General features: G+C 38.5%; 25 protein-coding genes and 1 other annotated feature. Of the genes, 17 read left to right on the top strand and 8 right to left on the bottom strand.

The genetic code is table 11. From position 1 onward, the window contains the following. Nucleotides 1–65 precede the first annotated feature (65 nt). The 7 genes from U9R83_RS24055 (at nt 66) to motS (ending at nt 6,187) form a co-directional block, all read left to right on the top strand. Nucleotides 66–551, top strand: a complete 486-nt coding sequence (locus U9R83_RS24055; protein ID WP_014457998.1) for a DUF948 domain-containing protein — start codon at nt 66–68, stop codon at nt 549–551. Between the two features lie 27 nt (nt 552–578). Continuing rightward, complete coding sequence (locus U9R83_RS24050; RefSeq protein ID WP_182420496.1) at nt 579–1,034, top strand: YtxH domain-containing protein; 456 nt, start codon at nt 579–581, stop codon at nt 1,032–1,034. A gap of 213 nt (nt 1,035–1,247) precedes the next feature. Then, a complete protein-coding gene (ytxJ, locus tag U9R83_RS24045) occupies nt 1,248–1,571 on the top strand; it encodes a bacillithiol system redox-active protein YtxJ (protein ID WP_014458000.1) in 324 nt (107 codons plus the stop codon). 479 nt (nt 1,572–2,050) lie between these two features. Further along, nucleotides 2,051–3,127: a bifunctional 3-deoxy-7-phosphoheptulonate synthase/chorismate mutase gene (locus U9R83_RS24040; RefSeq protein ID WP_182420494.1), complete on the top strand. Its 1,077-nt coding sequence runs from the start codon at nt 2,051–2,053 to the stop codon at nt 3,125–3,127. Nucleotides 3,128–3,685: 558 nt separating this feature from the next. Continuing rightward, nucleotides 3,686–4,684, top strand: coding sequence for a catabolite control protein A (gene ccpA / locus U9R83_RS24035; protein WP_013059493.1), 999 nt, complete (start codon nt 3,686–3,688; stop codon nt 4,682–4,684). A gap of 53 nt (nt 4,685–4,737) precedes the next feature. Then, nucleotides 4,738–5,541 carry a flagellar motor protein MotP gene (gene motP / locus U9R83_RS24030; protein WP_014458004.1) on the top strand — a complete coding sequence of 268 codons (804 nt, stop codon included), beginning with the start codon at nt 4,738–4,740 and terminating at the stop codon, nt 5,539–5,541. Continuing rightward, nucleotides 5,531–6,187, top strand: coding sequence for a flagellar motor protein MotS (gene motS, locus U9R83_RS24025; protein ID WP_226554861.1), 657 nt, complete (start codon nt 5,531–5,533; stop codon nt 6,185–6,187). Before motP ends, motS begins: the two co-directional genes overlap by 11 nt. A gap of 29 nt (nt 6,188–6,216) precedes the next feature. Here the strand turns inward: motS and U9R83_RS24020 are convergent, their stop codons facing one another. The 3 genes from U9R83_RS24020 to U9R83_RS24010 are packed head-to-tail and all read right to left on the bottom strand — an operon-like array spanning nt 6,217 to nt 8,683. Continuing rightward, nucleotides 6,217–7,380: an acetoin utilization protein AcuC gene (locus tag U9R83_RS24020; protein ID WP_014458006.1), complete on the bottom strand. Its 1,164-nt coding sequence runs from the start codon at nt 7,378–7,380 to the stop codon at nt 6,217–6,219. Continuing rightward, nucleotides 7,380–8,021: an acetoin utilization AcuB family protein gene (locus tag U9R83_RS24015; RefSeq protein WP_115654988.1), complete on the bottom strand. Its 642-nt coding sequence runs from the start codon at nt 8,019–8,021 to the stop codon at nt 7,380–7,382. The genes U9R83_RS24020 and U9R83_RS24015 overlap by 1 nt, the downstream gene beginning before the upstream one ends. Before the next feature lie 29 nt (nt 8,022–8,050). Then, nucleotides 8,051–8,683 carry a GNAT family N-acetyltransferase gene (locus U9R83_RS24010; RefSeq protein ID WP_014458008.1) on the bottom strand — a complete coding sequence of 211 codons (633 nt, stop codon included), beginning with the start codon at nt 8,681–8,683 and terminating at the stop codon, nt 8,051–8,053. 284 nt (nt 8,684–8,967) lie between these two features. On the opposite strand from U9R83_RS24010, the gene acsA reads away from it, so the two are divergent. Together acsA and tyrS are read left to right on the top strand one after the other, a co-directional pair. Next, nucleotides 8,968–10,683 (top strand): acetate--CoA ligase, encoded by a 1,716-nt coding sequence (acsA, locus tag U9R83_RS24005; RefSeq protein WP_042991850.1) that lies wholly within the window; start codon nt 8,968–8,970, stop codon nt 10,681–10,683. Nucleotides 10,684–10,822: 139 nt separating this feature from the next. Next, nucleotides 10,823–11,033: a binding site (T-box leader), on the top strand. 75 nt (nt 11,034–11,108) lie between these two features. Next, on the top strand, nt 11,109–12,368 hold the full coding sequence (gene tyrS, locus U9R83_RS24000) for a tyrosine--tRNA ligase (protein WP_014458010.1): 1,260 nt from the start codon (nt 11,109–11,111) through the stop codon (nt 12,366–12,368). A 74-nt stretch (nt 12,369–12,442) separates the two neighbouring features. Here the strand turns inward: tyrS and rpsD are convergent, their stop codons facing one another. Continuing rightward, nucleotides 12,443–13,045: a 30S ribosomal protein S4 gene (rpsD, locus tag U9R83_RS23995; protein WP_013059485.1), complete on the bottom strand. Its 603-nt coding sequence runs from the start codon at nt 13,043–13,045 to the stop codon at nt 12,443–12,445. 416 nt (nt 13,046–13,461) lie between these two features. Next, nucleotides 13,462–13,941, bottom strand: a complete 480-nt coding sequence (locus tag U9R83_RS23990; protein ID WP_014458011.1) for a GAF domain-containing protein — start codon at nt 13,939–13,941, stop codon at nt 13,462–13,464. A 217-nt stretch (nt 13,942–14,158) separates the two neighbouring features. On the opposite strand from U9R83_RS23990, the gene refZ reads away from it, so the two are divergent. Beyond that, nucleotides 14,159–14,806 (top strand): forespore capture DNA-binding protein RefZ, encoded by a 648-nt coding sequence (gene refZ, locus U9R83_RS23985; RefSeq protein ID WP_013059482.1) that lies wholly within the window; start codon nt 14,159–14,161, stop codon nt 14,804–14,806. Here refZ and hisJ read toward each other — a convergent pair. After that, nucleotides 14,798–15,592, bottom strand: coding sequence for a histidinol-phosphatase HisJ (gene hisJ, locus U9R83_RS23980; RefSeq protein WP_328575442.1), 795 nt, complete (start codon nt 15,590–15,592; stop codon nt 14,798–14,800). The genes refZ and hisJ overlap by 9 nt on opposite strands. Before the next feature lie 213 nt (nt 15,593–15,805). Here hisJ and ezrA point away from each other — a divergent pair, with 213 nt between their 5' ends. Continuing rightward, the gene (gene ezrA / locus U9R83_RS23975) at nt 15,806–17,497 is read left to right on the top strand and encodes a septation ring formation regulator EzrA (protein WP_013059480.1); all 1,692 of its coding nucleotides are present in this window, start codon (nt 15,806–15,808) and stop codon (nt 17,495–17,497) included. A 30-nt stretch (nt 17,498–17,527) separates the two neighbouring features. On the opposite strand, the gene brnQ is transcribed toward ezrA, so the two are convergent. Continuing rightward, nucleotides 17,528–18,883 carry a branched-chain amino acid transport system II carrier protein gene (gene brnQ / locus U9R83_RS23970; RefSeq protein WP_328575441.1) on the bottom strand — a complete coding sequence of 452 codons (1,356 nt, stop codon included), beginning with the start codon at nt 18,881–18,883 and terminating at the stop codon, nt 17,528–17,530. Nucleotides 18,884–19,105: 222 nt separating this feature from the next. Between brnQ and U9R83_RS23965 the strand changes: the two genes are divergently transcribed. From U9R83_RS23965 to U9R83_RS23950, 4 genes are all read left to right on the top strand, one after another. Beyond that, nucleotides 19,106–20,248 (top strand): cysteine desulfurase family protein, encoded by a 1,143-nt coding sequence (locus tag U9R83_RS23965; protein ID WP_328575440.1) that lies wholly within the window; start codon nt 19,106–19,108, stop codon nt 20,246–20,248. A gap of 6 nt (nt 20,249–20,254) precedes the next feature. After that, entirely contained in the window at nt 20,255–21,466 is a 1,212-nt protein-coding gene (thiI, locus tag U9R83_RS23960) for a tRNA uracil 4-sulfurtransferase ThiI (protein ID WP_328575439.1), read from the top strand. An 88-nt stretch (nt 21,467–21,554) separates the two neighbouring features. After that, nucleotides 21,555–21,743 (top strand): alpha/beta-type small acid-soluble spore protein, encoded by a 189-nt coding sequence (locus U9R83_RS23955; RefSeq protein ID WP_013059477.1) that lies wholly within the window; start codon nt 21,555–21,557, stop codon nt 21,741–21,743. Between the two features lie 123 nt (nt 21,744–21,866). Then, entirely contained in the window at nt 21,867–23,459 is a 1,593-nt protein-coding gene (locus U9R83_RS23950) for an amidohydrolase (protein WP_115654987.1), read from the top strand. A 23-nt stretch (nt 23,460–23,482) separates the two neighbouring features. Here the strand turns inward: U9R83_RS23950 and U9R83_RS23945 are convergent, their stop codons facing one another. Further along, the gene (locus tag U9R83_RS23945) at nt 23,483–24,283 is read right to left on the bottom strand and encodes an NAD kinase (protein ID WP_014458018.1); all 801 of its coding nucleotides are present in this window, start codon (nt 24,281–24,283) and stop codon (nt 23,483–23,485) included. A gap of 149 nt (nt 24,284–24,432) precedes the next feature. On the opposite strand from U9R83_RS23945, the gene sppA reads away from it, so the two are divergent. Together sppA and U9R83_RS23935 are read left to right on the top strand one after the other, a co-directional pair. Continuing rightward, nucleotides 24,433–25,443, top strand: coding sequence for a signal peptide peptidase SppA (sppA, locus tag U9R83_RS23940; RefSeq protein ID WP_014458019.1), 1,011 nt, complete (start codon nt 24,433–24,435; stop codon nt 25,441–25,443). 10 nt (nt 25,444–25,453) lie between these two features. Next, the gene (locus U9R83_RS23935) at nt 25,454–25,957 is read left to right on the top strand and encodes an RDD family protein (RefSeq protein ID WP_013059473.1); all 504 of its coding nucleotides are present in this window, start codon (nt 25,454–25,456) and stop codon (nt 25,955–25,957) included. Nucleotides 25,958–26,120 lie beyond the last annotated feature (163 nt).

Here is a 26,120-nt window from a genome sequence, read left to right as displayed (position 1 = left end):
ATTGTTTATAAAATTGGGAAAGTAGTTATAACAAGAGAGATGAAAATAGGAGGTGCCTTGCACAGATGGTTATTATTCTTTACTTAAGCGCTGCTATTGTTGCCATTGCGATTTTTTACCTGGTGGTTTCCGTGTCCAAAACATTGAAATCCGTTCAGCACACATTAAATTCAGTGGCAGGTACTTTAGACGGTGTAGAAAAGCAAATGACAGGAATCACTACTGAAACAACTGCACTTTTACATAAGACTAATCTGTTAGCTGAAGATATTCAGCGTAAATCCGAAGCGCTGAACACAGTGGTGGATTCTGTTAAAGGCGTAGGTGACTCAATCCAAGACCTAAATAAGTCTATTAAAAGCGTGTCATCAAGCGTTTCAGAGAAAGTAGAAGAAAATAAAGAAACTGTTGCTCAAGTCGTTCAATGGAGCAATGTTGCATTAGACGTATGGGAACGTGTAAAATCAAGAAAACAGAAACAAACAAGCGTAGAACCCGTCGTTCCTGTTAAGGAAGAAAAAGCGGTTCAACGCTCACGTTCATTTTCATAAAAGTGAATTTTAGAGGAGGAGAAGAATATGTCAAACAAACCAAACAAATCAAACAATACTTCAAATAAAGACTTTTTATTAGGAACAGTGATCGGAGGAGTTGTAGGAGCTGCGACGGCATTATTACTTGCTCCAAAATCAGGTAAAGAGTTCCGTTCTGATTTAAATGAGCAGGCAGCTTACGTTCGTTTAAAAACGGAGCAAGCGAAAAACAGCGCTGTTGAAAAAGGACAAGGGTTTGCTCAAACGGCTAAAGAAAAAACGGCTGGTTTATCACAAACACTGTCTGAGCAATCTTCACAAGTAGTGGACAAGGTGAAAAACTTCCGTAAAGTAGATCCTGAACACGAAGCATTACCGCCAACAAGCTTAGAAGTGCTTGCTGATGAAGTTGAGTCTCAAAGCAGCGAAGACGTTCAGCAGAAGCTAACAGAAGCTCAAAAAGCACTAGATGAAGTGGAAAGCACAGTGCCACGCTCATAATAAGGAATCAAAAGCGTTTATCCTATAGGGTGAACGCTTTTTTTGTATGTAAATTAAGTTGAATAACAGCAAGTAAATAATCGTTTCATTGCAGAAAAAAACTCCACCTTATAAATGAATTTAGTAGCATCATGCACAAAGCTGAGCACTCTTTTTGTATGGAAACGGTCAAACCATGTAAACTTAAGAGTAAGTACAGAAAGGGTGAAAAAAATGAAAAAAATTTCAACAGTTGAAGAGTTCGAACAAGTTGTAAAGGAAAACAATCGCTTTTTATTTTTAAAACACAGCACAACGTGTCCAATTAGTGCAGCGGGTCATGAGGCATTTTCAGCATTTGCTTCTAGTCATGAAGACATTCCTTCTTATTATCTTCATGTTCAAGATTCACGTGATGTATCTAACTATATCGCTGAGACGTATGAAGTGAAGCATGAATCACCTCAAGCGCTTCTGTTTGAAGATGGAAAAGTGAAGTGGCATGCTTCTCACTGGAACATTAACGAAGAAGAATTAGCGAAAAACGTAGCTCATTAATCGAAAAAAATATGTTAGTTAAAGGAAAATCCGAACGATCAATCGTTCGGATTTTTTTATTGGTAGAGTGAACGTAGGTTTCATATATGTAGCGGCCTCTAGCTGTTGATTGGAGGGCAAGACGAAGACTCCTGCGGGACAAGCGGAACAGGTGAGACCCCGCAAGAGCGTAGGTGACGAGGAGGCTCACCAGTCGCCCGCGGAAAGCGAAGTCTTGCACGGAAATCAACCTCTCTGTAACAACCAATCTATAGGAGCTTATTTATCCCATTTGGTACTCTTTAGATTGGAGCGATGTAGCTATGTTTCAACCTCTTTTTTTATAAGCTGATTGCGGTTTCATCCACTTTTTCGTACAATAGATGTAGTTTAGCACATAAAAGCAGAGAAGCCCCTTACATATATCCTCCATCATCTATCATCTTATGTAGTAACCCTGCTAAACGGATTTTTTAAAATCAGTGAAAGGGTGGACGTACATGACTAATTCAGATCTTCAGCATTTGCGATCTCAAATTGACGAAGTAAATATGAAACTGTTAAGGCTTATTAATGAGCGAGGAGAGCTTGTTCAAGAAATAGGAAAGTTAAAAGGAATGCAGTCAACTAAACGGTTTGATCCTGTTCGTGAACGAGCAATGCTTGACTCGATTTTAAGCAAGAATGAAGGACCGTTTCAAACGTCGACGCTTCAACATATTTTCAAAGAGATTTTCAAAGCTCATTTAGAGCTTCAAGAAGATGATCATCGTAAAGCACTTCTTGTATCCCGTAAAAAGAAGCCGGAAAATACAATCGTTACGGTAAAAGGAGAAACAATTGGTGACGGACTTCAGCGTTTTGTAGCAGGACCTTGTTCCGTTGAAAGCTATGAGCAAGTAGCAGCCGTAGCAAAAGCCGTGAAGCAGCAGGGTGTGCGGATGCTTAGAGGCGGAGCCTACAAGCCAAGAACATCTCCTTATGATTTTCAAGGCCTTGGCTTAGAAGGACTGCAAATTTTAAAAAGAGTAGCTGACGAATATGATTTAGCCGTTATTAGTGAAATTGTCGACCCCGCTGATATTGAAACAGCTGTAGAATATGTAGATGTGATTCAAATTGGTGCTCGTAATATGCAAAATTTTGAGCTATTAAAAGAAGCTGGTGCAGTGAAGAAGCCTGTCTTATTAAAGCGAGGCTTAGCCGCTACGATTGATGAGTTTATTAATGCTGCTGAATACATTGTTTCAAAAGGAAATGATCAGCTGATTTTGTGTGAACGAGGAATTCGTACGTATGAGCGAGCAACGAGAAATACCCTGGATATTTCAGCTGTTCCTATTTTAAAGCAAGAAACTCATTTACCTGTTTTAGTCGACGTCACGCATTCAACGGGAAGACGAGATTTACTTGTTCCAACGGCTAAAGCGGCTCTTGCCATTGGTGCGGATGGAATTATGGCAGAAGTTCATCCCGATCCTGCGGTAGCACTTTCTGACTCAGCTCAGCAAATGGATATCCCGCAATTTACAGAATTTATGAAGCAGTTAAAACCTATATGTAACTTAAATTTATAAAAAAACGTAAAAATGAAAAATTCGTATACTTTTATGACAAGTTTGAGGCACTTAATGGTTTCAAGCTTGTTTGCCTTTCGTTATAATAAAGATAAGCGAAATTATCACGTATTTTGAAAACAGTCGATAACTTTTGTCAAAATAGGAAAGAATAAGTGCAAATCCAAAAAACAAGAATTTATGAAATTCTCGTGAAACTTGTCGGAAAAAGGCGGTAAATACGTTGCGATGAAGCACATAGTATCGTATAGTAGTTACAGATATTCGCTATCATTCTGTGATTGCATATGATATAAATTCGCGAGTCACTTTTTTTATTTACTTACTATACACCGTCTTTTACATTGTTACATATAAACTGGTAAAATTGTCTTTGCCACGTAATAATAAGGGCATAACAGGAATGATTTAGATGCATACAGGGTATCTAAGCTGTATGTAAGAGTGAAGGAGCTAGAAATAGCCATTCTATAAAGGAAGATGGATTTATATACGTAAATACAAGAAATGAAATAAGGATAAAATAAACGAAATGTTTTTCGATAAGGAGTGTTTGTTGTGAACGTAACAATTTATGATGTAGCAAGGGAAGCAAGCGTGTCGATGGCAACGGTTTCTCGTGTGGTAAACGGAAATCCGAATGTAAAACCATCAACTAGAAAAAAAGTATTAGAAACAATTGAAAGACTAGGCTATCGTCCGAACGCAGTAGCGCGTGGATTAGCAAGTAAAAAAACAACGACAGTAGGAGTTATCATTCCTGATATTTCAAATATTTTCTATGCAGAGTTAGCGCGTGGAATCGAAGATATTGCAACAATGTACAAGTATAATATCATCTTAAGTAACTCCGATCAAAATCAAGATAAAGAACTTCATCTTTTAAATAACATGCTTGGTAAACAAGTAGACGGAATCATCTTCATGAGTGGGAATGTAACGGAAGAACACGTAGAAGAACTAAAAAAATCACCGGTTCCAGTTGTACTTGCAGCATCAATCGAATCAACTAACCAAATCCCATCTGTAACTATTGATTATGAACAAGCAGCTTTTGATGCAGTGCAATCACTAATTGACAGCGGTCATAAAAATATTGCATTCGTTTCAGGTACGTTAGAAGAACCAATCAATCATGCGAAAAAAGTAAAAGGGTACAAGCGTGCTCTTACTGAAAGCGGATTGCCTGTACGCGATTCTTATATTGTAGAAGGAGACTACACGTACGATTCAGGTATTGAAGCAGTTGAAAAACTATTAGAAGAAGATGAAAAGCCAACTGCTATTTTCGTTGGAACGGATGAAATGGCATTAGGCGTTATTCACGGGGCACAAGATCGCGGGTTGAATGTACCAAACGATCTAGAAGTTATCGGTTTTGATAACACAAGACTTTCAACAATGGTTCGTCCTCAGTTAACATCTGTTGTACAGCCGATGTATGATATTGGTGCAGTAGCGATGCGTCTCTTAACGAAATACATGAACAAAGAAACGGTAGATAGCAGCATTGTACAGCTTCCTCACCGCATCGAGTTCAGACAATCAACAAAATAATACCTGTGAATGAATAAGAACGAATCCAAAGTTCAGACACGGGGAGATAGAATATGAAAAAAATTGATATGCTCACACCTATAGGGATACTAATTGGTATCTCTATGGTTGTGTTTGGGGTTATTTCAAGCGGAGGAATGAGCGGTTTTTTAGCTTTTATTGATGTACCATCGATTTTAATTGTATTGGGAGGCGTTTTTGGTACGCTGTGCGTGAGCTTTCCTTTAAAACAATTAAAAAATATGGGAAGAGTAGGGAAACAAGCGTTTCAATCGAAAGAAATAAACGTAGAAGAAATTGTAGGAACATTTGTACATTTATCGGAAAAAGCGCGTCGAGAAGGACTTCTATCGTTAGAAGCAGAGCTTGAACAAATCGATGATTCATTTGTGAAAAAAGGTATTTTGCTAGCCATTGATGGAGTAGAACCAGAAATGATTCGAGAGCTGCTTGAAGCTGAAATAGCTGCAGTAGAAGAAAGACATGCGAGAGGTCGAAGTATGTTTGAAAAAGCAGGCGATTATGCCCCCGCTTGGGGAATGATTGGGACGCTTGTTGGGCTAGTGCTAATGCTTAAAAGCCTTAATACCCCTTCATCGCTTGGGCCTAACATGGCAATTGCTCTTTTAACGACTTTCTACGGGGCGCTGCTTTCAAACTTGTTTTTTCAGCCAATCGCAGCTAAATTAGCTGGTAAAACGGAGCATGAGCTTTTTGTTAAAGAAGTAATTATTGAAGGTGTCATCGGCTTGCAGGCGGGTCAAAATTCTCGCTTTGTGCAAGCAAAGCTAAAAGTATTTGCCCCTGTTGAAAAACGAAAGCTAGAAGAAAAGAGAGAACACGTTCGTGAAGCGTAGAAGAAAAAGGTATTCGGCACAGTCGCCAAAATGGATGGTAACATTTGCTGATTTGGTGACGTTAATATTAGTTTTTTTTATTTTACTATTTTCAATGTCTAGCGTTGATAATCAAAAGTTTCAGACCGTTGTCAATTCGCTTAAAAGCAGTAGTTCTGTAGCCTCTGTAGAAAAGAGCCAGCAGTCTCAAAAGCTGGATAACATTTTAGCAAAAGTGCAGGACTACCTGCAGGAAAATAAGCTTCAGCACGTCATTACTGCTAAACGAGATGAACGCGGAGTTGTGCTTATTTTACAAGAACAGGTGCTGTTTGAAACAGGAAAAGCAGACATTTTGAAAAAAGGTACCCCTTTTCTAGATGAATTAGGAAGGTTATTCAGTACTATTTCAAATGATATTAAAGTAGAAGGTCATACCGATAATCGACCTATTCACACCTATCGTTATCCATCTAATTGGGAACTATCGGCAGCGCGTGCTAGCGGCGTCATACGTTATTTAACGAACCACTTTTCTCTTTCTGCTAAGCGCTTTGAAGCAATTGGATACGGAGATACAAAGCCGCTTGTTCCGAATACGTCTAATGACAATCTACAAAAAAATAGACGCGTCGAAATTATTATTTCAGATCCCGAAGCACAGTGAAAAAGGCCATACGCTTGTATAGCCTTTTTTTAAGAATGAGATGTATGAGAACGAATAGGATAAAGAGCGCGCTCAAGAGTTTGAGCGTTTTTTTCTGTTATTTCTGGTTTTCTTGGAATTGGCTGATAGATATTGAGTTCATCATCCCACTGCGTGCAAACGGGGTGAGGCGATATTTTTGTCCATTTTTCAAGCCATGACAGAGGAAGCATACCTTCTGCCTTTCGTTCAATCATTTCAAGCCAAATAAATGACCAAGCTCGAGGAACAACCCGCCAAATATCATAGCCTCCTCCGCCAACGGCAATCCATCTTCCCTGGCAGTATTCATGGGCAATTTCATGAGCAATTTTAGGAATTTCACGGTATATCTTCGTGGTGCCGCATAAATGAGTGAGCGGATCGTAATAATGAGAATCGGCTCCATTTTGTGTCAAGATAACATCTGGTTTAAAAAAAGCAGCTACCTCTTTTAAAGAGGTCTTATAAACGTCGAGCCAAGACTCATCTTCGGTATAAGCATCAACAGGCACATTAAATGAATAACCATAGCCTTCACTGTGCCCGCGTTCGTTAACGTTTCCCGTGCCTGGAAACAAGTAGCGTCCCGTTTCATGAATGGAAAGAGTACAAACGGAAGGGTCGTCATAAAATGTCCATTGCACGCCGTCACCGTGATGAGCATCTGTATCGACGTAGAGAACGCGCGCATTGTACTTTTGCTGCATATATTTAATGGCTACCGCGCTGTCATTGTAAATGCAAAAGCCAGAAGCTTTTCCTCGAAAGCCATGGTGCAATCCTCCTCCTAAATTCAGAGCATGCTTAGCTTTTCCAGTCATAACATAATCTACAGCAGTAAGGGTACCCCCAACTAAAAATGCACTGGCTTCATGCATGTTAGGAAACATAGGTGTATCTTCTGTTCCTAGGCCAAAATCCGCTGCTTTTTCAACAGAAAGCTCGCCGCTTCCTGCTAATTTTACCGCTTGAATATAGCTAGTATCATGGACAAGCTGAAGTTCTTCATCAGATGCCATTCGCGGTAATACAATATCTTGATTGCCTAAAGCGCCAAATTCCCGTAACAGTTCATATGTTAGTTGAACACGAAGCTGGTTAAACGGATGATTATTGCTGAATTTGTACGAAAGAATATCATCTGAATAAATAAATACAGCATTACTAGTCATTACGTCATCTCCGGTAATTTAGGCCATAGCACCTCATAGCCATTTTCTTTTAATGTATTTATACTAACCAATGGATTGATAGCTTGAATACGAAGCACAAGGATCTTATATCTTTCATCTATATCAGGGTAGACAAGTACGCTTAAGATGTTTGTCCTCTTTGAACCAAAGAGGGATGTAACTTCAGCGAGCACGCCAGCCTTGTTTTCTACTTTTATTTCAATTTGTGAACCAGGTTTATTAGTGCCGGTAAGCTGAATAAACGTATGTAATAGATCTCTTTCAGTCACAACGCCTACTAAACGCTTATTTTTTGTGACGGGAATACAACCGATTTGATGTTCATAAAAAATGCTTGCAATTTCTTCAACAAAATCAAGAGGGTGAGCTGTAATGACTTCTGTTTGCATAATCATCCTCACGGGTTCGGATAGAAGAGCAGATGTATAAGTATTATCTAAAATAGATGGACTTGCATCTCTTACGTCTCGATCAGAAATGATGCCAACTACATGATGAAGGTCATTAACGATGGGAATATGTCTAATCTTATGTGTATCTAAAAGTTTCATAGCTTCAGCAATCGTATGGTCGGGGGTTAAGGTAACGAGATTCGTTTTCATCATCTCTTCAACAATCATCAAACCCAGCTCCTTTTCTTAAAGGTTAGCTAATACATAAAGCGATTTCGAAAGCGCAAGCTATCAAATTCTTGCATGCTTTCTTGAGGGACTCTGCTCCCGATTCTTACCATCAAACAGTTAGCAGGATGAGAGCTAATCTCAGGGTCATCCGTGGCAAACCACGTTAGTCCGCCTCTATTCATCATCTTCTCCATGATTTTGCGGTAATCCCACACGTTTAGCCCTGTTCCTTTTAAGTCCCAATGCCAGTAGTATTCTGTCGTAATGATAATATAATCTTCCATTGCATCATCCATCATAGATACGATAAGCAAGTTTTTTCCAATAGAATAGCTACGAAACGGAGCGGCTACCTCTATAGCTCCTAATTCGATTAAATTCTCCATATTTCCTTCCGACCATCGTTCTAGAGGATCGGGATATAAAAAGGTTACATAACCAATGATTGTATGATGATGGCGAGCAATAATAATTCTACCTTCAGGCAAGTTGGCAATCTCAATCAATGCTTCTTTTTGCTGTTCAGGTGGACGAAATGCCGTTAGTTGCTCATGAAAATCAAGTTGTTGCAAGGTATGTGAGGAGACAGGTCCTTCAATAACAATCGCTCCAACAGCTGTTTTTACTTCTTTCATATTGTATGTTTGGGAATGTTTCACATGAATCACCACCTTCAAGCAGTCTTATCTGTATTATAATACAAAAAAAACTCTAGATTAAAGCGTTTTCAAAAAATTAAATAAAAGAAAAGGAGTTTTTTAAAAAAGATAGAATAGAAAATTAGAAGATTTTCTTGTTAATTCGACACGTTTATATTAAAGGTTGTCATATAACAAGGGAGACTATTATCCTAATTCCGACAAATAATTTTTATAAAATTGTGAAAAGTCTATCTTTGTTATATAATAGGTTTGTAAATTTTATACATAAGGGGGAGTTTGTGATGAAGGTGGAAGCGCTTCCTGTAATTGAAGGGGTATACAACTTACAGGACTACGATAAAACGTATCAAACCTTTGAGTGGTCACAAGTGGAGAAGGAATTTTCATGGCATGAAACAGGTAAATTAAATGCAGCTTATGAAGCAATTGATAAGCACGCAAACTCTACGCGTAAAAATAAAGTTGCGCTTTATTATCGAGATGCGCAGCGCAATGAAAAATATACATTTAAAGAAATGAAAGAATGGTCAAACAAAGCCGCAAACGTGCTAAAACAAGCAGACGTAGAGAAGGGGGATCGCGTGTTTATCTTTATGCCTCGCTCTCCGGAACTTTATTTTGCCTTGTTAGGAGCGGTGAAGCTTGGCGCTATTGTTGGACCTTTATTTGAAGCGTTCATGGAAGGTGCAGTAAAAGATCGTTTGCAAGACAGTGATGCAAAAGTGTTAATTACAACGCCTGAATTGCTGAGCCGTGTTCCGGTGAAAGATTTGCCAGCTTTAAAACACATTCTCCTTGTAGGGGAAAATGTAGAAGAAGAAGGCATTCAACTAGATTTTCTGAAGCGACTAGAAGCGGCGAATAAAGAGGTGGAAATTGAGTGGGTAGATAGAACAGATGGTATGCTGCTTCATTATACATCAGGTTCAACTGGCAAACCAAAAGGCGTGCTTCACGTTCACAACGCCATGCTTCAGCACTATCAAACTGCTAAGTGGGTGCTCGACTTAAAAGATGACGATGTGTATTGGTGTACAGCAGATCCCGGTTGGGTAACGGGGACTTCCTATGGGATTTTTGGTCCTTGGCTTGCTGGAGCAACGAATGTGATTGTAGGAGGACGATTTAGTCCAGATGCATGGTATCAAGCACTTGAAGATTTTGGCGTAACGGTTTGGTACAGTGCACCTACAGCATTTCGTATGCTAATGGGTGCTGGTGATGACTTAGTTAAACGCTATGATTTAAGCAATCTCAGACATGTATTAAGTGTGGGAGAACCGTTAAATCCTGAAGTGGTACGCTGGGGAATGAAGGTGTTCCAAAAACGTATTCACGATACGTGGTGGATGACTGAAACTGGTGGTCAGACGATTTGTAATTATCCGTCTATGAAAATTAAGCCAGGATCTATGGGGAAACCAATTCCAGGTGTACAAGCAGCAATCGTTGACGATCAAGGACAAGAGCTTCCACCTTATCGAATGGGTAATTTAGCAATTAAAAAAGGCTGGCCATCTATGATGCATACGATTTGGAACAACAAAGAAAAGTATGAGTCCTATTTTATGCCAGGTGATTGGTACGTATCAGGTGATTCGGCGTATATGGATGAAGACGGTTATTTTTGGTTCCAAGGCCGAATCGATGATGTTATTATGACGGCAGGAGAACGCGTGGGTCCATTTGAAGTAGAAAGTAAGCTTGTTGAACACCCTGCTGTAGCAGAAGCGGGTGTTATTGGTAAGCCTGATCCTGTTCGCGGGGAAATTATTAAAGCATTTATCGCACTTAGAGATGGGTATGAATCTTCAGATGAACTGATTGAAGATATTCGTCAATTTGTGAAAAAAGGGTTAGCTGCTCATGCAGCTCCGCGTGAAATCGAGTTTAAAGATAAGCTACCTAAAACACGAAGCGGTAAAATTATGCGTCGCGTTTTAAAAGCGTGGGAATTAGATTTGCCAACGGGCGATTTGTCGACTATGGAAGACTAAGAAGTAAACGTTTCAATCTTTGTAGGGAAAATAAGTGATTTTTATAAAGTTCAAACAGCCAGCTGTTTGAACTTTTTTTTGGACTTGAATTTTAAAATGAAATCATTCATAATTGTGGGGTGTAAACTTTTAAATAAAATAAACTGCAGTGATAGGAAGAAGTAATACTTGTCTCCCTGTTTAAGAGAGCTGATGGTTGCTGAAAATCAGTACATAGACAAATATGAAATACGTCCTTGAGCATCTTTTGTGAACTTACAGTAGCAAAAGACGGGTAGACCGTTACATCATTTAAGTGGGAAATAATTCATTTCCAAATAGGGTGGTACCGCGATATTTTCGTCCCTTCTTTTTTAAGAAGGGGCGTTTTTTATGTTGTTCAACAAATTGTAACGAGCAATTAGATAAAGGAGAGAATATATAACATGGATATTTTACAAGATCTTGAGTTTCGAGGGCTCATTAACCAACAAACGGATGAAAAAGGTTTAAGTGAACTTTTGAGTAAAGAGTCTGTTCGTTTATACTGCGGGTTCGACCCGACAGCCGACAGCCTTCACATCGGGCACATGCTTCCTGTTTTAATTTTGCGTCGCTTTCAACAAGCTGGACACCAACCAATTGCATTAGTTGGTGGAGGTACGGGTCTTATTGGAGATCCAAGCGGTAAAAAAGCAGAGCGTACGTTAAACGAAAAAGAAACGGTTGCGCTGTTTAGTGAGCGTATTAAAGGTCAGCTTTCACGCTTCTTAGATTTCGAAGAAGGTGAAAATGCAGCAGTTATTGCGAATAACTATGACTGGATTGGCAAGTTAGATGTTATTACATTCCTACGAGATATCGGTAAAAACTTTGGTATTAACTATATGATGGCAAAGGATTCTGTTCAATCTCGTATCGAATCAGGCATTTCATTTACGGAATTTAGCTACATGATCTTACAGTCATACGATTTCTTGAATTTATACCAAACATATAACTGTAAGCTTCAAATTGGCGGCAGCGACCAATGGGGAAATATTACGGCTGGCTTAGAATTAATTCGTAAATCAGAAGAAGATGCCAAAGCATTTGGATTAACAGTTCCGCTTGTAACAAAAGCAGACGGCACGAAGTTCGGTAAAACAGAGGGCGGAGCAATTTGGTTAGACGCTGAAAAAACAAGTCCGTACGAATTCTACCAATTCTGGATTAATACAGATGATCGCGATGTTATAAAGTATTTAAAATACTTTACATTCTTATCGCACGAAGAAATTAATGAATTAGAAGCGTCTGCAAAAGAAGCTCCTGAAAAACGCGAAGCACAAAAAGCACTAGCGGCAGCTATGACTACGCTTGTACACGGTGAAGAAGCTCTTTCGCAAGCCATTCGTATTTCACAAGCCTTATTTAGTGGAACCATTTCAGAGTTAACAGCAGAAGAAATTAAGCAAGGATTCAAGGACGTTCCTTCTTACACGCATACAGGTGAAGATATTGGTTTAATTGATTTACTTGTAGAAAGCAAAATTTCTCCTTCTAAACGTCAAGCACGTGAAGATATTTCAAACGGTGCAATTTACTTAAACGGTGAGCGCGAGCAAGATTTACAAAAAACAGTAGGTGCAGACGACCGTATTGAAGGTCAATTCACAGTGATTCGTCGAGGTAAGAAAAAATATACGCTTATTCAATACGCATAAAAAAAGGCCGAAAGGCCTTTTTTTTTATATATAGACAGTAAAAAAGCCGCTCCATAAGGAACGGCTTTTTACTATTAACGAGAGTAGAACTCTACGATTAGTGCTTCGTTGATTTCAGCAGATAATTCAGAACGCTCAGGTAAGCGAGTGAATGTACCTTCTAATTTCTCAGCGTCTACTGTTAAGTAGTCTGGTACGAAGTTGTTAACTTCAAGCGCTTCTTTCACGATTGAAAGGTTGCGTGATTTTTCGCGAACACCGATCACTTGACCAGGTTGTACACGGTAAGATGGGATGTCAACGCGTTTACCATCAACTAAAACGTGACCGTGGTTAACTAATTGACGAGCTTGACGACGAGTGCGTGCAAGACCCATACGGTATACTAAGTTATCAAGACGAGCTTCTAAAAGAATCATGAAGTTCTCACCGTGCTTACCAGTTAATTTACCAGCAGCAACGAATAAGTTACGGAATTGACGCTCAGTTACACCATACATGTGGCGTAATTTTTGCTTTTCTTGTAATTGTAAACCGTACTCAGAAATTTTCTTACGTTGACCTGGGCCGTGTGGACCTGGAGCGTAAGGGCGTTTTTCTAATTCTTTACCTGTACCACTTAGAGAAAGACCTAAGCGACGAGAGATTTTCCAACTTGGACCTGTATAACGAGCCATGATGACTCCTCCTTGTTTGTGTTTTTATTTTATGCAAAACAAAAACAGACACATTCTAGCGATATGCTCATTTTGTTTTCATGTACCATCGCTCTAGCAGCAGAGAGTTACACGATACACCATCTTGTTAAAAGGATTGCTACTTCTGTAAAACAATCTTTTAATGAGGAACAAAATGAAAAAACATAAAGAAGATTGTATAAGCTGCAATATTTCACACAACGAGTATTATAGGTGTTTCCTCGTATAAAGTCAAGGAAGATTGAAGATTAAAAGAATGTAAAAGAAAGGATATATTCAGTTGAAATATAAAGGGAGAAGAAAGAACATAAGAAAAAGGTAGCGATAGGCTAATCAAACGTTTGTTTAATAAGCAAAAACCGCTGATTTGCAGCGGTTTTTTTGCTTATTCATATTTAAAGAAAAGAAGTAAGTTCTTTGACGAATTCTTCAAGATACTGTTGATCGATTTCATCAAAGCGATTTTTGATTGGACTGTCAATATCAAGAACACCTAAAAGCTGACCGTCTTTTACAATTGGTACAACGATTTCAGATTGAGAAGCGGCATCACATGCAATGTGGCCAGGGAAGGCGTGAACATCTTCGATTCGCTCTGTTTTTTGATTTTGAGCTGCTGTACCGCATACGCCTTTTCCAAGTGGAATACGAACGCAAGCCGGCAGTCCCTGGAAAGGTCCAAGCACTAACTCTCCGTCTTCCATTAAATAAAAACCTACCCAGTTTACTTCATTTAAAAATTGATTTAGCAAAGCTGAAGCATTTGCTAGATTAGCAATCGTATTGCTTTCTCCTTCTAATAAGGCGCGTAATTGCTTAATTACTAATTCATAATCCTTTTGTTTTGAGCCGCTGTAGTTTTCGACATTAAACAATGTATTCTCCTCCATTCAACATAAGATTTAATGAATTTTTATCAGGAAACGTCAGTTTTAACGCTACTTTGTCGATAAAAGATTACAGGAACTAAAAAGCCTATCACGAATTATGTAGAGAGGCTACTAAAATCCTTTTTAAATACTGTAACGATTTCTACACAATTTTGCAATCATATGTGTTTTGTAAAAATAAATCGAAATGAGGTGTAGATAGATGGCTGTACAGTCAAAAACGAAAGAGAAAATTATTGATGCGGCCGTTTCTCTTTTTAACGTAAAAGGTTTTGATGGTACGTCGGTGCGCGAGATTGCAGGAAAAGCGAAAGTGAACGTAGCGAATATTTCATATTATTTTCATAGCAAAGAAGGATTGCTTGAAAGTTTAGTGATTTCTTATTTTGAAGGTTATATTGGGGTTTTGGAGCAAGCATTCCAAGAAATGAAAAAGCTGTCTTCAACAGAAAGTATGATCGTAATGATTCGAGCTATCTTACATTACCAGCACGAAAATAGGCATATTGCCCGGCTCGTATATAGAGAAATCTCTCTTGACACGATTTTAATTCGAGAAGTTATGACTACGTATTTAACCAAGGAAAAATACTACTTAAAAACAATCCTTGAAAGAGGGATGAAAGAAAAGGAGTTTCGAAAGCTGCACGTTTCCTTTACAATCATTGAACTTAAGGGCATGCTGTCTATGCCTTATCTTCATCCTCAGTACCTAAGTGAAGTTCTTCATATATTGCCTCATGAACCGTATTTTGTTCAGCAATATGCGATTGAGCTTGAGCAATGGGTGCACACAACGGTATGTTTGCCATATGAACGTACAAACAAACTTCGCGTTCAATTATCTTAAATGAAGCTCTCTATAGCCTTGGCCTAAATCCTTCGCACAGTGGGCGTCTGACCCATATACGAGAGGGATTTTTTTCTGTTGGGCTGCTTTTACGACAAAGGGAGCTGGATACGCTTCCTTGCACAAAGGCTTAAACAATCCTGCACCATTATAATCCAAATTCAGATCTTTCATTTTTATTTCATCGAGTATTGATAAAATAATAGGGGAAAGTGTGTCTTCATATGGAAATTGAGCTTGAAATTTATGTACGAGTGTCATATGACCAATACGCTTAGGCTTATAAACGCCTAAATTGGCCTGTACAGAGCGTAATACCGTGTTGTAATACTTATCATATACTTTGCTTACGCTGCCAAACTTCTGTACAATATGTGCAAATACGTCAGCGCTAAAATCTAGGCAGTCATATCCTTCTTCATGTTTTAAGAAATGGACAGAAAGGATGCTGTCGTCGAGATAAGGACCATATTCGTTTAAGAAATCCGTTGTTTCGTGTTCAAATCCTTCGATAAAATCAACTTCCAATCCGATATTGATACGAATATCGCGCTCAAATTCTTTTTTAACTTGCTGTACGTTTTGAATGTAGTGATCAAGTTTGTCAGGATCCATTCCGCTGTCGCGATCAGGCGTCGGATCACTGAAGCTTTTTGGTAATGGAGCATGCTCTGTAAACGAAATCTCGCCAAAGTTCAGGGAAATCGCCTGTTCAACATATTGTTGCAATGAATCAGGTGAACCGTGTGGGCAAAATGGAGTATGAATATGTTTGTCAACTTTCATAAAAAATGCCTCCTTTTTTCTTCTTTTTCCATTGTAACGACACAAAGTGACTCCATGCCAATATTTTGTATAAAAAAATTTAATTTTTTGCTCAAAAGTTGGACTTTACATGGTATCATAAAAACATTGACGCAAAAAAATTTAAAGGATTAAATTCACCCTTTTTATAAATAAGAAACTTGTCATGTAGAACGCACTGTAAGGGGGCTTAGTATGGAATTCATTATAGCACTAATCATACTTATTATCGGATTAGTTGTGTACGGAATGTTTTCACGTAAAAAGATTTATCAAGAAATTGATCGCCTGGAAACGATCAAAGTCGAATTAGCAAATACGCCAGTTGCAGAGGAAATTTCAAAAGTAAAAGAATTGAACATGACAGGTCAAACTGAAGAGCTATTTGAACGTTGGCGTGAGCAGTGGGATGAAATTATATCAACTAATCTCCCGAAAATTGATAAAGAACTGTTTGAAACGGAAGAAGCAGCAGATAAATACCGATTTAAAAAAGCGAAGCAGTTATCTATACATATTGATCAAGCCTTAGAACAAACCAAGATAGATATTGAAAACATACTTACTGAACTTCAAAATTTAATTGGTAGCGAACAAGATAATCGATATGATATTGAGGAATTAAATCAGCTTCACCGCCACGTGAAGAAAAAATTGCTCGCACATCGGTATTCCTATGGAAATGCTGAAAAAACGTTAGAATACGCAATTAATACATCTAAAGAGCAGTTTAAAAAATATGAGGAAGAGACGATTAACGGAAACTATCTTCAAGCACGTGAGATTGTTCTTCAATTAAAAACTGATTTAACAGCTATTGATTCGTATTTAGAACAAATTCCAAAAGTGTTAGTTGAGTGTCAGACCACTCTTCCTGTTCAGTTCAATGAACTGCTTGACGGGTTCCGCGAAATGAGTGAGCAGGGATATGTGTTAGATCATCTGCAAGTAGAAGAAACGGTAGAGCTTTTAAAACAAGAAACTGCTGAAATTATTGCAGATATTGAAGAATTATATGTGGAAGAAGCGATTACAAAACTAGATGATGTGAACGAACGCTTAGAGCAGTTATATGACTCACTTGAGCATGAGGTTTTCTCCTATCATAAAATGAACCGTGAATCTCATACGGTATCTAACTTCCTTCGTATGCTTCAAGAACGAAACCGTGAACTTCGTGAAGAAACGCTATTTGTACAGCAAAGCTATCATTTTAAAGAGCGCGATTTAGACGTATATTATAAAATGGACCGCGAACTAAAACGATTGACTAACTTGTACTATAATATTTCGGACAAGGTGGCGGAGCACAATTTAGCCTACAGTGTGATCCAAGAAGAACTCGAAGACGTTTCCAAACAGCTTAACCAATTAAAAGAATCTCAGGAATCCTATAGCGATATGCTACAAGCTCTTCGCAAAGATGAGCTCTCGGCTAAGGACAAAATAGAAGAACTGAAATCTCAGTTGATTGAAGCACGACGCCTTATTCAAAAAAGCAACCTTCCTGGTGTTCCTGAAGAATACAAAGTGCAGCTTGAAAAAACGGTTCATATCTTAAATGAAGTAACCGCTAAGCTGAAAGAAAAACCGCTTAATATTCAAGCTGTTCAATCTTTACTTGAAGATGCTGTTGGTTTTGTTCAGGATACATTTGATGAAACAGAGGCAATGTTAGAAGAGGCGCGACTGGTTGAAAGAGTGATTCAATACGGTAACCGTTATAGAAGTACTCATCACTCGATTGCACAGTCTTTAGAAGAAGCAGAAGAAGCGTTTCGTCATTACGAATACAAAGAAGCATTAAAACAGGCATCTGCAGCTATTGAGCAAGTAGATCCTGGTGCGCTGGATCGTATACAGCGTATTGTATCTTCACAGAGTTAAAAAGCTCGTGTCCAAAGGACACGAGCTTTTTTATGACGCTTTTCTTTGTATACTATCTGTGTGATGTGTACCTCTTGCAATGCTAATAATATAGCCTATGAAGGCAGCAGAAACTGTTGGAATAAGCCAGCCAAGGCCTTGGCTATAAAGCGGCAAATAGTTTTTGAAAAAATCGTCTATGCTTGTTAGGATAATTCCTGCTGCTTTTAACCCATCAAAAATGCTCAGAATCGAGCTAATGATTACGGCTGTCACATATACTTCTCGACCAAACGAAATGGCTCTTTCAATTAATGATAAAGCAATTAGCGTAATGGCAATAGGGTATACAAAGGTCAAAATAGGTATGGAAATAGAAATTAATTGAGTAAGCCCTACATTTGAAATAACAGCACTAAACAGCATTAAAATGACAACAAATGTTTTATATGACATGCTTGGCACCAGCTGCGTGAAAAATCGTGCGCAAGCAGAAGTTAATCCGATGGCTGTCGTTAGACAAGCAAATGTAATAGCAAGTCCTAAAATAATGGTGCCAAACGAACCGAATAATGTTGTAGCTACAGCTGTTAAAATAGCTCCTCCATTTTCTTTCATACCAATTGCTTCTACGCTTGAAGCGCCGACATACGCGAGAGAAAGATAAACGATAGCTAACCCAGCAGCAGCAATCAACCCGGCTTTGATACATATCGAAGCAAGTGTTCGTTCGTCCGTTACGCCTTTTTCCTTAATACTGTTGATAACAACGATGCCAAATACGAGAGCTGCAATTGTATCCATTGTCAAATATCCATCAATAAAGCCGCCCGTAAATGGAGAGGCTATATATTTGGCGTGAGGTTCTTGAAAAGAACCCATAGGTGTCATTAAACTTTTGATAGCTAAAAGAGCTAATACTGCGAGCAGTAAAGGAGTTAGAATTTTTCCTATGCGATCAACAATTTTAGTTGGATTCAATGATAAATAAAGTGTTAGGCCAAAGAAAATAACGGTATAGACCATTAAAGGAATCTTGCTTGCAACCGCATTTTCTGATAAAAATGGGGTCACACCGATTTCAAACGCTACCGTATCCGTTCTGGGTATACCAAAAAAAGGGCCAATTGCTAAGTAAAGCAATATAGTAAAAGAAATCCCGAAAATAGGGTGAACTTTTTTAGCTACTTCGGTAAAGTTTCCATTACTTTTAGAAACAGCGATTATCCCCATAAGCGGAAGTCCTACACCTGTAATGAGAAAACCGATAATGGAACTCCAAGTGTGTGTTCCGGCTTGCTGTCCGAGCAAAGGAGGGAAAATCATATTTCCCGCTCCGAAAAAGAGAGCAAACAGCATAAGACCGATGGCAAGTATTTCTTTGTTAGTGAGTGCCTTGGTTTTCATAATGCCTCCTAGTGTTTCTTATGTTGATGATTAAATTTTCTGATTTTTTAAAAACTAAAAGTACGTGATACATACTACCACATTTATGGAATCATATATAGGTTTTTTTGAAAAAATCTAAATAGTTTATTAATAATAAAAGGAACGCCTAATTTAAAAAAATACCAAGGTGTGGTATGATAATACGTTGTTCCGAAAAAATGAAGAAGGGGGCGCGCATCCTTGATTTATTTAGATAATAGCGCTACAACAAAACCCTATAATGAAGTCATACAATCTTTTACCAAAGTAGCTACAACTTATTATGGCAATCCATCGTCCCTCCATCAATTTGGCGTACAGGCGGAGAATTTGTTGAGCCGTTCACGTGAGCAAGTAGCAGAATTGCTGCACGTATCGTCAAATGAAATTATCTTTACATCAGGAGGAACGGAAGGGAATAATTTGGCTATTAAAGGCGTAGCGATGCAATATAAAAGCCGAGGTCAGCATATTATTACGACAAATATTGAACATGATTCCGTTCATGAACCATTTAAGCAGTTAGAAGCACTAGGATTTAACGTTACGTATGTTCCGGTAGATTCAAATGGATTTGTGTCACCTGCGGCTATTGAATCAGCTATTACGGATGAAACCATTTTAGTATCCGTTATGCATGTAAATAATGAAATTGGCACCATTCAGCCAATTGAAGAAATTGGACAGATGCTCACGAACTATTCGAAGGTGCTTTTTCATGTCGATCATGTGCAGGGGGTTGGAAAAGTTCCGCTTTCTTTAGCAAATCATAAAATTGATTTATGCACATTATCAGGACACAAAATTCACGGCTTAAAAGGAACGGGAATTTTATATAAACGAAATGGAGTTCAGCTTCATCCGTTGCTTAGCGGAGGCTCTCAGGAAATGCAGCATCGATCAGGCACGGAAAATGTTCCGGGAATCGTAGCATTTGCTAAAGCACTTCGTTTAACACTTGAACATGCAGCTCAGAATCAGCAAAAAATGCAGAAAATAAAAGCAGAACTGATGGACAAACTTTCTGCTCACGAAAGAATCACGATTAATACGCCGAATGAGCATTCAGCTCCCCATATTATAAATTTTACAGCGCAAGGTATTAAAGGTGAGGTTTTTGTTCACGCTCTTGAAGAAAAAGGAGTGTTTGTATCAACTACATCTGCCTGCTCATCAAAACGAAAAAAGCCAAGTAAAACGCTTTTAGCTATCGGTAAAAATTACGAAGAAGCCGATCAGTCCATTCGTTTGAGCTTGTCAGGATTAAATGACTATAATGAAGTAACGCCCATTATAAATGCTATTTTCACAGTAATTGAAGATCTAAAGAAAGTAATGAGGTAAATAACTATGATATATAACCATGTTTTAATTCGATACGGAGAAATCTCCACTAAAGGACAAAATAGAAAAAAATTTGTTGCGCAGCTAAGAAAAAATATTGTAACGGCTCTTAGTGCATTCCAAAACATTCACGTAAAATACACAAGAGACCGCATGTATATTCACTTAAATGGTGAAAATCACGAGCCTATCATTGAACGTCTTCAGCAAATCTTTGGTATTCAAAGTTTTAGTTTAGCATTAAAAGTTGAAAATGAACTTGAAGCCATTCAAGAAGCAGCGCTAGAAGCAATGAAGGAATTTGATATAGAAGGAAAAACGTTCAAAGTATCTACTCGAAGAGCGTACAAACAATTTCCTCTTGATACAAACGAATTAAATTATGCAGTAGGAAGTCATATTCTACGAAATACAGAGCATCTACAGGTAAACGTAAAAGAGCCAAGCGTAAATGTACGAGTAGAAGTGAGAAGTGAAGCAACGTATATTACATGTTTTGATTATCGCGGAGCAGGGGGTCTTCCAGTTGGTACGAGTGGAAAAGCGATGCTCATGCTTTCTGGAGGAATCGACAGCCCGGTTGCAGGATACTTAGCTATGAAGCGCGGTTTAGAAATAGAAGCGGTTCATTTTTATAGTCCGCCTTTTACAAGTGAACGTTCTAAGCAAAAAGTAATTGATTTAACGCAAAAATTAACGGCTTATCACGAAAAAGTAAAGCTTCACATTGTACCGTTTACAGCTGTACAGCAAGCGATTCAAAAGCAAATTCCAGAGAATTATACCATGACCTCTACACGCCGTATGATGCTTCGAATTACGGACCTTATTCGTGAAAAAAATGAATCGTTAGCTATCGTAACTGGCGACAGCTTAGGGCAAGTAGCTAGTCAAACGGTTGAGAGCATGTATGCGATTAATGAAGTGACGAATACGCCAATTTTGCGTCCGCTTGTGACAATGGATAAAACGGAGATTGTGGAAATTGCTCGTAAAATTGACACACATGAAATTTCGAATCGTCCGTATGAAGACTGCTGTACAATTTTTACGCCAAGCTCACCAAAAACTAAGCCAAAGCGTGAAAAAATCAATCGATACGAACAATTTTATGATTTTGAAACATTAATTCAAGAAGCGGTAAATAATGTAGAAACGCTTGAGATGACAGCTTCTTCGGCTACAAATACCGCAGACAGCGTAGAAGATTTGTTTTAAAAGTAAAATTTCATAAAATTACCAAAAAAATAATGTATGATGCCATGTGTTTTGACACAATCTATATTCAACAAGGAGGTGAAAACACATGGCAAACACAAACAAATTAGTAGCTCCTGGTTCAGCAGCTGCTATCGACCAAATGAAATACGAAATCGCTTCTGAATTCGGTGTAAATCTTGGACCAGAAGCAACAGCTCGCGCTAACGGATCTGTTGGTGGAGAAATCACTAAACGCTTAGTTCAAATGGCTGAGCAACAACTTGGTGGTAAATAAGTCATATTAATTAAATAATGATGGCTAAAAAGAGTGGGGGAAACCTCACTCTTTTGTCTTGTTTGTTTTGTCACGTATAATAGAGACAAGATCAAGCTTTATAAAGTAAAGGAGATGTTGGCGATGGGGACTTTATTTTACGGCGGCAAAATATATACGATGCTAAAAGAAGGTGAGCATGTAGAAAGCGTATATGTTGAAAAAGGATTCATTGAAGATATAGGCGCAGAAGAAGAGCTAAGAATCAAATGGGGTGCTGAGATTGACAAAGAAGTACACCTCAAAGGACACCCAATGTATCCGGGCTTTGTCGATAGCCACCTTCACTTAATTGGTCACGGTGAAAAGCTTCTTAGGCTTGATTTGTCTCAAGCTACTTCTCGGGAAGAGGTGTTAAGGCTCGTTCGGAAAAAAGTAGAGAGTACGCCAAAAGGAGAATGGGTAATTGGAGAAGGGTGGGATGAAAATCAGTGGGAAGATTCCTCTTTGATTCAGTATCAAGATCTTGATCAGCTTTCAACTGAACATCCTATTATGTTGAAGCGAGTCTGTCGTCACGGATTAGTAGTAAACGGGACTGCTCTTAAAATAGCCGGGATTACAGCTGAAACACGTGACCCGGAAGGAGGTATTATCCAGAGGGATGAGGCTGGAAATCCTACCGGTTTTTTTGCTGATCAAGCGCAAGAATTAGTAACAGCTCATATTCCTCAAGTATCAGAAGCATACATTCGACAAGCGCTTTCAGTAGCCATTAAAGATTGTGTTCAGCACGGATTAACGGGTGGACATACGGAAGATTTAAATTATTATGGAGGCTTTTTGCGTACATATCAAGCATTCCAAGACGTTATTCATAAAGAAAAGCAGCTGTTTCGTGCTCATTTACTTGTTCATCATGAAGCTGTAGATGATATGTATACATACTGTGAAGAAAAGAAAGACACATCCGATTTTATTGAAATAGGGCCAATGAAGATTTTTGCTGATGGTTCGCTCGGCAGTCAATCTGCGCTTTTAAGCTTTCCTTACAAAAGCGACCCTTCTACAAGAGGTGTAGCTATTCAATCACTAGATGAATTAAAGCAGCTAGTGAGGAAAGCGAGAGAATTGGGCATGACCGTTGCAATTCATGCGATTGGGGATTTAGCGTTTCAATACGTAGTGGAAAGCATCGAACAATATCCTCCTCAAACAGGGCAAAGAGATCGTATCATCCATGCGCAAATTCTACGAAAAGATTTAGTTGATCGTGTAAAAAAGCTCCCGGTTGTGCTAGATATTCAGCCTCGGTTTTTAGCCAGTGATTTTCCATGGGTCATTGAAAAAATCGGAGAAGAGCATTTGGATTATTGCTATGCTTGGAAAACGTTATTGGACGAAGGGGTTATGTGTGCAGGCGGATCGGATGCACCTATTGAACCTATCAATCCCATGTTAACGATCCATGCAGCGGTTTCTAGAAAAACTTCTCCAAATAGCTCGGTCGTTTACATACCTTCTGAGCGACTCACAGTATTTGAAGCTGTTCAGCTGTTTACTTTAGGAAGCGCGCAGGCCATTCATCAAGAGCATAAAAAAGGATATGTTCAGAAGGGATATGTGGCCGATTTTACCGTATTAGAAAAAGATCTGTTTGAGATATCTGCAGATGATATTCCAGGGGTACAGGTGCAGATGACTGCTATTAATGGAAAAATTGTATATCAAAAATAAAAAGCGCCCTTGGGCGCTTTTTATTATAGAAATGTACGCTTAACTCGTTGCCAGAAAGAGTTATCTTTTAGCTTAACCGTTTTAATTTGACGGTCGCTTAAACGTATTTGAACTTGATCGACTTGACGTGCATTTAATGCTTCGTTATCTATTCCAATAATTGGACTGTGGTTGTTGTCATTGGATAGTTTTAAAGTGAGCGTATGCTCAGCGCTTAGGATGAATGAAGATCCTAATGTACGATAATTATTATTGTTTAACGATGCCAATTCGCTGACTTGCATACAAGGAATTAACGGATCAACTACGGCTCCACTTACCGATTTATTATAAGCCGTACTGCCTGTTGGTGTTGAAATAATCATCCCATCCCCACGGAATGTTTCAAAGTGATTTTCATTAATAAAAACATCTAGACTGAGTGTTTTTATAACACCTGATCGAATAGAACATTCATTTAAGCAATAAAAAGAAGTTCCTTGATCAATTTGAGTTTGTAAAACGGGAAATCGACGTACTTCTATATTTTCTGTCGTAATAGCTTCAATCATTTTATCCGTTTCATCGATATGAAAATCGCAGTAAAAGCTTAGTTGATCTGAAGTTGTGACACCAGCATATAAGCAGTCATCTCGAAAGCCAGATTGACGGACAGCCTGCAAGAAAGCTCCGTCACCGCCAATACTTACAATGATGTTAGCGCTGTCGAAATGATCTACTACTTGAAAGTCATATTGTTTTGCAAGTTCAATAAGTGGACTTACGAGCGCCTTTGATTCCTGGTTTTTTGGATGAAAGAAATAAACGTTGCGACGATTTGGCATAGATAGTTCCCCCTTGTTTGTCTGATATGTAAAATATTAGCGATAAAGTAAACTTTTTAAAAAAAGTTTGTTACAATAATTATAGCATTATTGCTTTAAGAATTAAAAGAATAATCTTTTAATTCTGACACCTAAAAAGGAGGATTTTCATGAACAAAAAAAGGTGGATTGCTCTTTTAATTGCGGCCTGCTTATTCATTTTTTCTGCGATTGTTAATATTGGTTTTTCAGTCAAAGAAGAAAAAGATGACGGTCTGGCAGGCATATTTGGAGGAGACGACAGTGAACTATCAGAAACAGTTATCGAAAAAGGGAATGCAGCTAAGAAAATTGCAGTGCTAGAGGTCAATGGAACGATTCAAGATACAGGAAGCAGTTCCTCTCCGCTTATGTCCCAAAATGGTTATAACCACCAAGCATTTTTAAAGCAGCTAGAGGCTGCAAAAAATGATAAGGCAGTTAAAGGAGTCATTATTAAGGTGAATTCACCGGGCGGCGGCGTCGTTGAAAGTGCTGAAATACATAAAAAAATTGAAGAGCTGAAGAAAGAAACGAAAAAGCCAGTGTATATTTCAATGGGATCAATGGCTGCTTCAGGAGGCTATTATATTTCAACAGCTGCTAATAAAATCTATGCAATTCCGGACACTTTAACAGGTTCACTAGGTGTAATTATGCAAAGTGTTAACTACGGCAAGCTGGCTGATAAACTAGGAGTAGAATCTGTTGTTATTAAAAGCGGGGCTCATAAAGATATTATGTCTCCAACAAGAGAAATGACCGGAGAAGAAAAAGAAATTATGCAAACACTTGTAGACAACTCGTACGATGGTTTCGTCAATGTTATCTCTGAGGGACGCCACTTGTCTAAAGAAAAAGTGCGTTCTATCGCAGATGGACGAGTGTACGATGGACGTCAGGCTAAAGAGCTGAAGCTGGTCGATCAACTAGGCTATTTTGAAGATGCGGTAACGGGAATGGAGAAAGATTATAAGTTAAAAGGTGCACAAGTAATTCAATACAATCAAGGATTCGGACTGCCTTCTTGGCTTTCAATGAGCATGCAAAAAGTAATAGGTGGAGATGAACAAGTCACTGCAATGTTAAAAACATTTGCGCAGCCAAGCTCTCCGCGTCTGATGTATTTATATGCAGAATAGAGGTGGGAACATGGAAAATCAGTCTCATTCAACCGAATCGAACGACAATATAAAACATGAGCCAGCGGTAAGTACTCCAATAGGTAGTGAATTCCATTATGCAGGCTTTTGGATGCGCTTTTGGGCATATCTTTTAGATCTAGCTGTGGTAGCTAGCTTGAACTCCCTGCTGATCAAGCCCATTTTCCATTTAGCAGGTATTTCTCGAGGAGATGGATTTTTTTCTCCCTATACGATTGTAACGGTTATTATCTTTTATGGTTATTTTGTTTTAATGACCAAGTATTTTGGACAAACGCTTGGAAAGATGGTGTTTGGGCTTAAAGTAGTATCGCTGAAAGACTCCACCTTAACTTGGCCTGTTGTGCTGTTTCGTGAAGGAGTTGGACGTTATATTTCTAAAACGGTTTTTTTACTTGGCTATTTATTAGTTGCGTTTTTACCTAAGAAGCAGGGAGCGCATGATTACTACGCAGATACAACTGTCATACATGAAGGTACAATAAGCAGATAATAAAAAGAGGCTGGGGCAAAAGTATTTAGACGAATTGAAAACCGAACCACTGATCAAGATTTTTGATTAGTGGTTCGGTTTTTTTGTTAGGGTAAACGTAGGTTTCATTTATGTAGATCTTTCTAGCAGCTGATTGGATTCATTTCGTTATGTCTCAACCTCT

This window comes from Priestia sp. LL-8 (assembly GCF_036227845.1).
Taxonomy (GTDB): Bacteria; Bacillota; Bacilli; order Bacillales; family Bacillaceae_H; genus Priestia; species Priestia zanthoxyli.
The sequence above is the reverse complement of the archived record's forward strand: the minus strand, read 5'-3'. Positions and strand labels throughout refer to the sequence as shown.

Coding starts and splice junctions, on each gene's coding strand:
- U9R83_RS24050 (WP_182420496.1), top strand. CDS start 579: ATGTCAAACAAACCAAACAAATCAAACAATACTTCAAATAAAGACTTT.
- U9R83_RS24015 (WP_115654988.1), bottom strand. CDS start 8,021: ATGATTGTTGAAGAGATGATGAAAACGAATCTCGTTACCTTAACCCCC.
- U9R83_RS23950 (WP_115654987.1), top strand. CDS start 21,867: ATGGGGACTTTATTTTACGGCGGCAAAATATATACGATGCTAAAAGAA.
- thiI (WP_328575439.1), top strand. CDS start 20,255: ATGATATATAACCATGTTTTAATTCGATACGGAGAAATCTCCACTAAA.
- hisJ (WP_328575442.1), bottom strand. CDS start 15,592: ATGAAAGTTGACAAACATATTCATACTCCATTTTGCCCACACGGTTCA.
- U9R83_RS24020 (WP_014458006.1), bottom strand. CDS start 7,380: ATGACTAGTAATGCTGTATTTATTTATTCAGATGATATTCTTTCGTAC.
- rpsD (WP_013059485.1), bottom strand. CDS start 13,045: ATGGCTCGTTATACAGGTCCAAGTTGGAAAATCTCTCGTCGCTTAGGT.
- motP (WP_014458004.1), top strand. CDS start 4,738: ATGAAAAAAATTGATATGCTCACACCTATAGGGATACTAATTGGTATC.
- ytxJ (WP_014458000.1), top strand. CDS start 1,248: ATGAAAAAAATTTCAACAGTTGAAGAGTTCGAACAAGTTGTAAAGGAA.
- U9R83_RS24055 (WP_014457998.1), top strand. CDS start 66: ATGGTTATTATTCTTTACTTAAGCGCTGCTATTGTTGCCATTGCGATT.
- refZ (WP_013059482.1), top strand. CDS start 14,159: ATGGCTGTACAGTCAAAAACGAAAGAGAAAATTATTGATGCGGCCGTT.
- U9R83_RS23955 (WP_013059477.1), top strand. CDS start 21,555: ATGGCAAACACAAACAAATTAGTAGCTCCTGGTTCAGCAGCTGCTATC.
- tyrS (WP_014458010.1), top strand. CDS start 11,109: ATGGATATTTTACAAGATCTTGAGTTTCGAGGGCTCATTAACCAACAA.
- brnQ (WP_328575441.1), bottom strand. CDS start 18,883: ATGAAAACCAAGGCACTCACTAACAAAGAAATACTTGCCATCGGTCTT.
- U9R83_RS23945 (WP_014458018.1), bottom strand. CDS start 24,283: ATGCCAAATCGTCGCAACGTTTATTTCTTTCATCCAAAAAACCAGGAA.
- acsA (WP_042991850.1), top strand. CDS start 8,968: ATGAAGGTGGAAGCGCTTCCTGTAATTGAAGGGGTATACAACTTACAG.
- U9R83_RS23935 (WP_013059473.1), top strand. CDS start 25,454: ATGGAAAATCAGTCTCATTCAACCGAATCGAACGACAATATAAAACAT.
- sppA (WP_014458019.1), top strand. CDS start 24,433: ATGAACAAAAAAAGGTGGATTGCTCTTTTAATTGCGGCCTGCTTATTC.
- ezrA (WP_013059480.1), top strand. CDS start 15,806: ATGGAATTCATTATAGCACTAATCATACTTATTATCGGATTAGTTGTG.
- U9R83_RS24040 (WP_182420494.1), top strand. CDS start 2,051: ATGACTAATTCAGATCTTCAGCATTTGCGATCTCAAATTGACGAAGTA.